The following is an 8263-nucleotide window of genomic DNA, read 5'->3' on the forward strand; positions in this document are numbered from 1 at the left end:
CCGTCGGCCTCGCCGCGTACACGCCGAACGCGCCGCGCGAGCAGGCCGCCGACCAGGCCCAGCCCGCCCCGGTCCAGCAACGGCCCGCGCACCAGGACACACCGGCACCGGCACCGACCCCGTCCACCGGGTCTTCACCGAACACCCCCGCACCCCCGGCCGACTCCGGCTCGGCGTCCAAGCCCTCCCCGGCGCCCGCCCCGTCGTCGCCGTCCCCCGCACCGCCCTCCGGTGGTTCCTCCGGCGGCTCGGGTTCGTCGGACGCGACCAACCCCGCCGGGCTCTGCCTGCTCGGACTGCTCTGCGTCAAATAGGACGACACTCCTGTCACCCCGTCGAATTTCGTTTCGACGGGGTGACAGGAGTGTTGTCGGGACTCGCGAGGACCCCTATAGTCCCGTCCGGAACAGGTAATGGGAGCGCTCCCATCCGGTGCGGCGGTGGGGAGTGCCCCGGACAGGCATCCGTCCCCGGCCGTCCCTCGGAAAGAGGCCCCGCATGCGTCCGATACCGCGCCTCCCCCACTCCTTGATCGGCGCTCTGGTGACCGCGTTCGTCACCGTCGCCGCGCTCTTGACCCTGACCCCGCCGGCCCAGGCGGACACCGTGGTGTGCGAGCAGTACGGGTCCACCACGATCCAGGGCCGCTACGTCGTCCAGAACAACCGGTGGGGCACTTCGCAGCAGCAGTGCGTCACCGCCACCGACTCCGGGTTCCGGGTGACCCAGGCGGACGGCTCCGTGCCGACGAACGGGGCGCCGAAGTCGTATCCGTCCGTCTTCAACGGCTGCCACTACACGAACTGTTCGCCCGGGACGCGGCTGCCCGCGCAGCTTTCCGGGATCTCCAGTGCACCGAGCAGCATCTCGTTCGGGTACGTGTCGGGCGCCGTGTACGACGCGGCGTACGACATCTGGCTGGACCCGACGCCCCGCACGGACGGGGTGAACCGGACCGAGATCATGATCTGGTTCAACCGGGTCGGCTCGATCCAGCCGATCGGCTCGCCGGTGGCCGACGTGACGGTCGGCGGGCGCAGTTGGCAGGTGTGGCAGGGCAGGAACAGTACGAACGACGTGATCTCGTTCGTCGCGCCGTCGGCGATCGACAGCTGGAGCTTCGACGTCATGGACTTCGTGCGGCAGACCGTCTCGCGGGGGCTGGCGCAGAACAACTGGTACCTGACGAGTGTGCAGGCCGGGTTCGAGCCGTGGCAGAACGGCGCGGGGCTGGCCGTCAACTCCTTCTCGTCCACCGTGAACACGGGCTCGGGTCCGGGGAACCCCGGCGGTGGCGCGGCCTGTGAGGTGAAGTACGCGACGAACGTGTGGCAGGGCGGGTTCACGGCCGACGTGACCGTGCGCAACACGGGTTCGGCACCCGTCAGCGACTGGCGGCTGGCGTTCGCTCTGCCGTCGGGGCAGCAGATCGGCAACGCCTGGAACGCGTCGGTCACCCCGTCGTCGGGGCCGGTGACGGTGACGCCGGCCGCGCACAACGCGACCATCGCGCCCGGCGGCACCCAGTCGTTCGGGTTCCAGGGGATGTACAGCGGGACCTTCGCCTCACCCGCGGCGTTCAGTCTCAGCGGAACGGCGTGTTCCGTCACGTGAGATGACGAGGCGTCAGGGTGACGCTGTGAGAAAGCTGTGTGTCGCGGGAACCGATGCGTGGATCTTGTGCCTCTTGTGGGTTGCACCCCCACCGACCACACAAGGGATCCACGTTGTCGCACACTCGACGCCTCCTCACGGGCGCCACCCTGATCGCCGCCCTCGCCACGGGCGTCCTGCCCGCCACCGCCGCCCACGCCGCGCCCAAGCCGACCGGCCCGACCGCCGACATGGACGGCGTGGAGACGGCGCTCAAGGCGGCCATGGCCCAGGGCGCCCCCGGCGCGATGGCCCGCTACGTCGACCCCTACGGCGTCAAGGTGCGCGCCCTCGGGGTCCGTGACCGGGAGTCGGGCGCGGCGATGGACATCCGGGCGCGGTTCCGGATCGGCAGTGTCAGCAAGACGTTCTCCAGCGTGGTCCTGCTCCAGCTCGTCCAGGAGGGGAAGCTGACGCTGGACGCGCCGGTGAACGAGTACCTGCCGGGTCTGCTGCCGGACGACCGGATCACCGTGCGGCACCTGCTGACGCACCGCAGCGGTCTCGCGGACTACACGGACGACATGTTCGAGCACACCGTGCCGGGCTTCGAGGCCGTGCGCAACCGGGTGTTCAGCTACCAGGAGCTGCTGGACCTGTCGCTGGCCCTGCCCCGCACGACCGAGCCCGGGGTGTCGTACCGGTACTCCAACACCAACTTCGTGGTCGTCGGGATGCTCATCGAGAAGCTGACGGGGACGCCGGTCGCCGAGCAGTACGAGCACCGCATCTTCCAGCCGCTGGGCCTGCGCGACACGATGTACGTGCACCCGGAGACCAAGATCCCCGGTCTCCACGTGCGCGGTTACCTGCACCCGGACGAGGCGGGCGCTCCGCTGGTCGATTCCACGGAGCAGACGGTGTCCTGGGCGCAGTCCGCCGGGGCGGTCATCTCCAGCCCGGCCGACCTCAACACGTTCACGACGGCGCTCATGAAGGGCAGGCTGCTCGGCCCGGAGATGCTGGAGGCGATGACGACGGTCACGCCGACCGACACCACGAACACCCGTTTCTACGGGCTGGGTCTGCGCCGCTACAACCTGACCTGCGGCGCCGAGGTGTTCGGGCACACCGGCACCGTGCAGGGCTTCTACACGTACACGTTCGCGACGCGGGACGGGAAGCGGGCGCTGTCCGCGATGGCGAACACCTCCAACAAGGGGTCCGCGAACACGGCGCTGGGCGGCACGCTGGAGGCGGCGTTCTGCGGGAAGAAGCCGGCGGCGAAGTTCCGTGCGGCCGATGTGGACATCGCCGAGCAGCGCTGATCCACGCTCGTGCGAGGGGTCTCGCCCGCCGGCCGGGCGGGGCCCCTTTCACCATGGTGGGGCCCGAGGCGATCAGTGTCCCCTCCCCTGGAGTTCCTTTGCAGCCCACCGACTTCACCAGCTCGCCGCGTTCTGCGCGGGGTACCTCTCGGGGCTCCTGGACGACCTCCCGCCGGCCGGCCGGCTCCACCGGGCCGCCGTCGTCGGCGCGTTCGCGGTCGCCTCGCGCGGGGACCGGGAGGGGCTGCCGCACCGGGACGAACTCGCCCTGCTGGACGGGCCGTCGGGGGGCGCGATCCGCTGAACGAGAGGTCGGCGTCCTCCTCACAGCCGTCTCAGAACACCCTCCTCCTCGCACCGGCCCCGCCGTAGGGTGGACGGCGCATCGACCGTCCGCACCTCCGGAGGACCCCATGCGTCTAGGCTTCTCACTCCCCCAATTCGGCTCCATGGAACGGCAGTTCGACCAGGTGGCGCGGTTCGCGCGGGAGGTCGAGGGGCTCGGGGCGGGGAGTCTGTGGGTCGGGGACCGGGTGCTCGCGGCGGTGCGTCCGGCCGTCGGGTACGGCGGGGCCGGCGACAGCATCCCGGTGGAGATGCGCGCCGCGCTGGACCCGTTCGTCGCGCTGTCGGTGGCCGCCGCCGTCACCGAGCACGCCCTGCTCGGCACGAGCACGCTGATCGCCCCCTGGTACCCTCCCCTGCTCCTGGCCCGTTCGCTGAGCGGGGTCGACGTGGTGAGCCGGGGCCGTCTGGTGGCCGGCCTCGGGACGGGCTGGTCGCCGGACGAGTACGAGGGGGTCGGGGTGCCCTGGAAGGAGCGGGGCGCGCGGCTGGACGAGTGTCTCGACGTCCTGGACGCGGTGTGGACGACCGACCCCGTCGACCGGCACGAAGGGCCCCACCACACCTATCCGGCCGCGCACATCAACCCGAAGCCCGTCCAGCGGCCCCGCCCGCCCATCTACCTCTCGGCGTTCTCCCCGGCCTCCCAGCGCAGGGCCGCGCGCCGGGCCGACGGGATCATGCCGGTCGCGATGGTCGCGCCGGGCGGCGGATACGACCCGACGGCGGTCGTCTCGGCGCCCCTCCAGCAGATCCGCCGGCTCGCGGAGGCCGAGGACCGCGACCCGGCCGACGTGGGCGCGGTCCTGCGGATCAACCCGGCGGCGGGGTCGACGCCCCAGGACGTCGCCGGCGTCGTCCTGCGCACCCGGGACGAGACGGACGTCGAGGACGCCTTCGTGGACCTCCTCTACCTGGTCGACCAGAGCGTGGAGCAGTGCCTCGAACTGGCCGACCGCATCCTGGACCTGACGCGCTGACCGGTTCGCGGCGCCCGAGAGGGCCGGTCCCCCGAGAAGGGACCGGCCCGTTTCCCCGCGTCACTTCCGGCGGCCCGCGGTGTCCCTGACCGGTGTGCCGCCCGTGCGGTCGGGGTCGGCCGGGGGTGGGGTGGCGCGGTCGGCGTGACCGGGCCACCAGGCCGCGTGGCCGATGAGGGCGGTGAGGCTGGGGGTGAAGAACATCGCCATGACGAACGCGGCGACGGCGATGCCGAAGGAGACGGCGAAGCCCATCTCCGTGAGGAGGGCGTTGCCCGCGAGCATCATCGTCGCGAAGGTCGCGGCGAGGATGAACCCGGCGGCGGCGACGGTCGGACCGGCGTGCCGCAGGGCCATGCCGGCGGCCTCGCGGGGGCTGCGGCCCTCGCGGGCCTCCTCGCGGAGCCGGGCGATCATGAGGATGTTGTAGTCGGTGCCGATGGCGACGACGAACAGATACATGATCACCGGGAGCATGAACATCAGCCCGGGGTGTCCCTGGGCGTCCTGGAAGATCCACACGGTGGCGCCGAGGGTCGCGCCGAAGCCGAGCCCCACCGAGGCGATCAGGTACCAGGGGGCGACGACGCTGCGCAGCAGGAGCCCCAGGATGATCATGATCAGGGCGGCGGCGACCGGGAACACCGTCCGGTAGTCGTGGTTCACGGCCGACTGGATGTCCTTGTAGATCGAGGACATGCCGCCCACCAGGGCCTCGGTGCCGTCCGGTGCCTCCTTGTGGGCGACGGAGCGGACCTCGCCGACCGCTTCGATCGCCTTCTCCGTCGACGCCTCGTACTTGAGGGTGACGGTGAAGTCCGCCGTCGTCCCCGCCTTGTTCGTCTGCGTCATCCTGGCGCTCGCGACCCCGTCGACCGCCCCGAGTTTCTGGGCGTACCCCGCGAACGCGGACGTGTCGAGGGGGCGGCCGTCCTTGCTGGAGAGGTAGACGGCCGTCGGCGCGGCGGCGCCCGCCGAGTACGCCTTGCCCATCTCGTCCTGGACGACCATGGACTCCTTGGTCTTCGGCATGGAACCGGACGCCAGGTCGAACGTCGCCTTGTAGCCGAGCGTGCCGAGCGACAGCACGAGCAGGACGAGCCCGGAGACGGCGGCGGTCAGCGCGGGCCTGCGCTGCACGGCCCGGCCGAGCGCCGCGAACCGGGCGTCGGAGGGCTCCTGGCGCCAGGACTTGGACGGCCAGAACACCCGTGGCCCGATGAGGGAGACGACGGCCGGGATCAGGGTGAGTCCGGCGACGAGGGTGACGGCGACCGCGATGGCGAGCGCGGGCCCCATCTGCTTGAGGAAGCCCAGCGTGGACAGGACCAGCGCGAGGAACGCGATGATCACGGCCCCGGCGGCCGAGGCGATGGCCTCCCCGACCCGGGCGACCGCGTTCACCATGGCCTGCTTGGGTTCGTCCCCGGCCCGCAGGCGTTCCCGGTAGCGGAACATCAGGAACAGGAAGTAGTCGGTGCCCACGCCGAACAGGACGACGATGAGGATCGACGAGATCGAGCTGTTGGCCTGGAGGTCGAAGAGTTTCGTGGCGTAGGCGATGAGCGCGTTGGCGATGACGGCGACGACGCCGATCAGGACCAGCGGCAGGAACGCGAGGATCGGCGCCCGGAAGATGATCAGCAGGGTGACCAGGATGATCACGAAGGTGCCGATGCCGATGAGCGCTTCACCGCGTTTGGAGGAGTCCTGCTGGTCGAGGGCCTGCGCCGCGGAGCCGCCCAGTTTCACCTGGAGGTCCGTGCCCTTGGCGAGGGCCTTCACGTCGTCGCGCAGGATCTTCGCGGCGTCCGCCTGTTTCGGCTGGCCCGCGTTCCTGCTGTCCATCTGGACGAGGGTCATGGTGTAGCGGCCGTCCTGGGAGGGCTGGCCCTCGACGACCTTCTGGACCTCGCCGATCTTCTTCGCGCCCAGTTCCCCGGTGATCCGGGTGACGTCCCGTTTGTCGGCGGCGGTCAGTTTCCCGCCGTCGGCGCGCTGGAACAGGGCGATGGCGGACGGGGTGAAGGCGCTGGGGAACGCCTTCTCCTGGAGGTCCGCGGCTTTGATCGATTCATAGCTCTTGGGCAGAAAACTGCTCTCGTCACTGCTGGACGGCAGGCTCGGAGCCGTCGCCGCGATGGCCACGGCGGCGATCAGCCACGCCATGATCGTCCAGACCGGATGCCGGACGACAGCGTCGCCCATACGTCGGAACATGCGGGATCCCTCCTGTGCAGGAAGATCACCTCAACCCGGGGAGCGGTCCCTGGCAACGGCGACCCGGCCGGCTCCCCGTCGAGCCGGCCGAAACGGTTGTCTCAGCGCTTCGTCGTTCGGTTATTCATCGTAAGGAGGTGACGCGATCGGCGCTCTCGGTATCGGCGCTACTGCCCCACCCGGCCGTCGATCCGCTCCCGCAGCAGATCGGCGTGGCCGCAGTGGCGGGCGTACTCCTCGATCCGGTGGACCATCAGCTCACGGATCGCGACGCCCTGCCTGCCGACCCGCTGTCCCAGATCCGGGAACGCGGCCAACTCGGCGTCCAGCGCGGCCTGTTCGCGCTCCAGGTCGGCGTACGCGGCGTCCACGACGGCCTGGTCGCCGATCGCGCCGTCGAAGTCCGCGTCGCGTTTTCCGTAGAGCTTGGGGAGGGGTTCGCCGTCCGTGATCCAGCCCCGCCAGTCGCGCTCCGCCTCGGCGAGGTGGCGCAGGAGGCCGAGCAGGGACATCGTGGAGGGCGGGACCGAGCGGGTGGCGAGCTGCTCCGGGGTGAGGCCGTCGCACTTCATGCGCAGGGTGAGGCGGTAGCCCGAGAGGAAGTCGAGGAGGGTGGGGAGTTCGCCGTCGGGGCTGGGGCCGTCGTTGTCGCGGGGGTCGTCCGCCGGGTCGACCCACATGTCGGGATAGACGGTGGCCTGGGTCCAGCGTTCGGGGCTGTCGCTCATGCGGGCCATGCTCGGGGTGAACTCGCTTGAACGCCAACGAATTTCACCGGTGGTGCTCAGTCTGCGGCGGGCCGGGTGCGGCGGGCGTAGGCGCGGGCCGCGCGGGCACGGTCGCCGCAGCGGGTGGAGCACCAGTGGCGGCGGCCGTTGCGCAGGAGGTAGCGGTTGCAGGGGGTGGAGGCGCAGGCGGTGAGGCGTTCCGCCGCCGGTGAGGTGAGGAGGTCGGCGGCGTCGGCGGCGAGGGCCGCGAGGGCGTGGTCGACGAGGGCGGTGGTGGGGTGGGGGGTGCTGCGGTAGGGGCCCGACTTCTCGTCCCACATCAGGAGGGGGGCGGTGGGGACGCGGGTCATCGCGTCGTTGACGGCGGCGAGGGCCGCGGGGAGGGCGGGCAGGGCGGCGACGCGGGACGCGAAGAGGGCCCTGACCTGCTCGCGCAGGGCGCGGAGCTGGGCTGCGCACATCTCGCCGAGCGCGGCGTCGGCGGGGGCGAGGTCGTGGGCGATCAGCCAGTGGCTCGCCGTCGCCGGGGTGCCGAGGAGGTCGACGAAGTGCCCGCCGGGCAGGGCCATCGCGGTGTTCGCGAGGGCGAGGGAGGGGTGGCGGTCCTCTCCCGGCGCGGGCTGCGTCACGTTCTCTTCCCCGGTGCCGATGTTCACAGCGCTCATGGTACGACGCTCCCCCATCCGTGATTCTCACGGAACTCATTGCGTTCATCCGTGAGACCAGCCTACGATCCCCTCACGGTTGACGACGCAACATCCGTGAGGAGACCCACCGTGACGTTCCCTGTCCGCACCTTCGGCGGCCCCACCGCCTTCTTCGAGTACGGCGGCCTGCGCTTCCTGACCGACCCGACGTTCGACGCCCCCGGCTCGTACCCGATACCGGGCGGCAGCCTGACCAAGACGGCCCCCTCCGCCGCCGCCCCGGCCGACCTGGGCCCCGTCGACGTCGTCCTCCTCTCGCACGACGAGCACCCCGACAACCTCGACACCTCCGGCCGCGCCCTCCTCGCGGACGTCCCGCTCACCCTCACCACCCCGAGCGGCGCGCGGCGGCTCGGCGGCGC

General features: G+C 71.3%; 7 protein-coding genes and 1 pseudogene. 5 read left to right on the forward strand and 3 right to left on the reverse strand.

The window, feature by feature from the left end:
* The 4 genes and pseudogenes from ACVNF4_RS28770 to ACVNF4_RS28785 all read left to right on the forward strand — a co-directional run.
* Positions 1 to 314: pseudogene (locus ACVNF4_RS28770) on the forward strand (hypothetical protein); the annotation flags it as partial.
* 184 nt (positions 315 to 498) lie between these two features.
* Positions 499 to 1614 (forward strand): GH12 family glycosyl hydrolase domain-containing protein, encoded by a 1116-nt coding sequence (locus ACVNF4_RS28775; RefSeq protein ID WP_461805805.1) that lies wholly within the window; start codon positions 499 to 501, stop codon positions 1612 to 1614.
* Positions 1615 to 1727: 113 nt separating this feature from the next.
* Positions 1728 to 2921, forward strand: coding sequence for a serine hydrolase domain-containing protein (locus ACVNF4_RS28780; RefSeq protein WP_461805806.1), 1194 nt, complete (start codon positions 1728 to 1730; stop codon positions 2919 to 2921).
* Between the two features lie 449 nt (positions 2922 to 3370).
* Positions 3371 to 4246, forward strand: coding sequence for a TIGR03619 family F420-dependent LLM class oxidoreductase (locus ACVNF4_RS28785; protein WP_461805807.1), 876 nt, complete (start codon positions 3371 to 3373; stop codon positions 4244 to 4246).
* 60 nt (positions 4247 to 4306) lie between these two features.
* Here ACVNF4_RS28785 and ACVNF4_RS28790 read toward each other — a convergent pair whose 3' ends face one another.
* The 3 genes from ACVNF4_RS28790 to ACVNF4_RS28800 all read right to left on the reverse strand — a co-directional run bounded on the left by ACVNF4_RS28790 (position 4307) and on the right by ACVNF4_RS28800 (position 7859).
* Positions 4307 to 6466 carry an MMPL family transporter gene (locus ACVNF4_RS28790; RefSeq protein WP_461805808.1) on the reverse strand — a complete coding sequence of 720 codons (2160 nt, stop codon included), beginning with the start codon at positions 6464 to 6466 and terminating at the stop codon, positions 4307 to 4309.
* Positions 6467 to 6633: 167 nt separating this feature from the next.
* On the reverse strand, positions 6634 to 7203 hold the full coding sequence (locus tag ACVNF4_RS28795; protein WP_461805809.1) for a DinB family protein: 570 nt from the start codon (positions 7201 to 7203) through the stop codon (positions 6634 to 6636).
* A gap of 47 nt (positions 7204 to 7250) precedes the next feature.
* Positions 7251 to 7859, reverse strand: coding sequence for an ABATE domain-containing protein (locus tag ACVNF4_RS28800; protein WP_461805810.1), 609 nt, complete (start codon positions 7857 to 7859; stop codon positions 7251 to 7253).
* 111 nt (positions 7860 to 7970) lie between these two features.
* Between ACVNF4_RS28800 and ACVNF4_RS28805 the strand changes: the two genes are divergently transcribed.
* On the forward strand, positions 7971 to 8263 hold a 293-nt coding region (locus tag ACVNF4_RS28805), incomplete at its 3' end, for an MBL fold metallo-hydrolase (RefSeq protein ID WP_461805811.1).

The organism is Streptomyces sp. S6 (genome assembly GCF_054880855.1).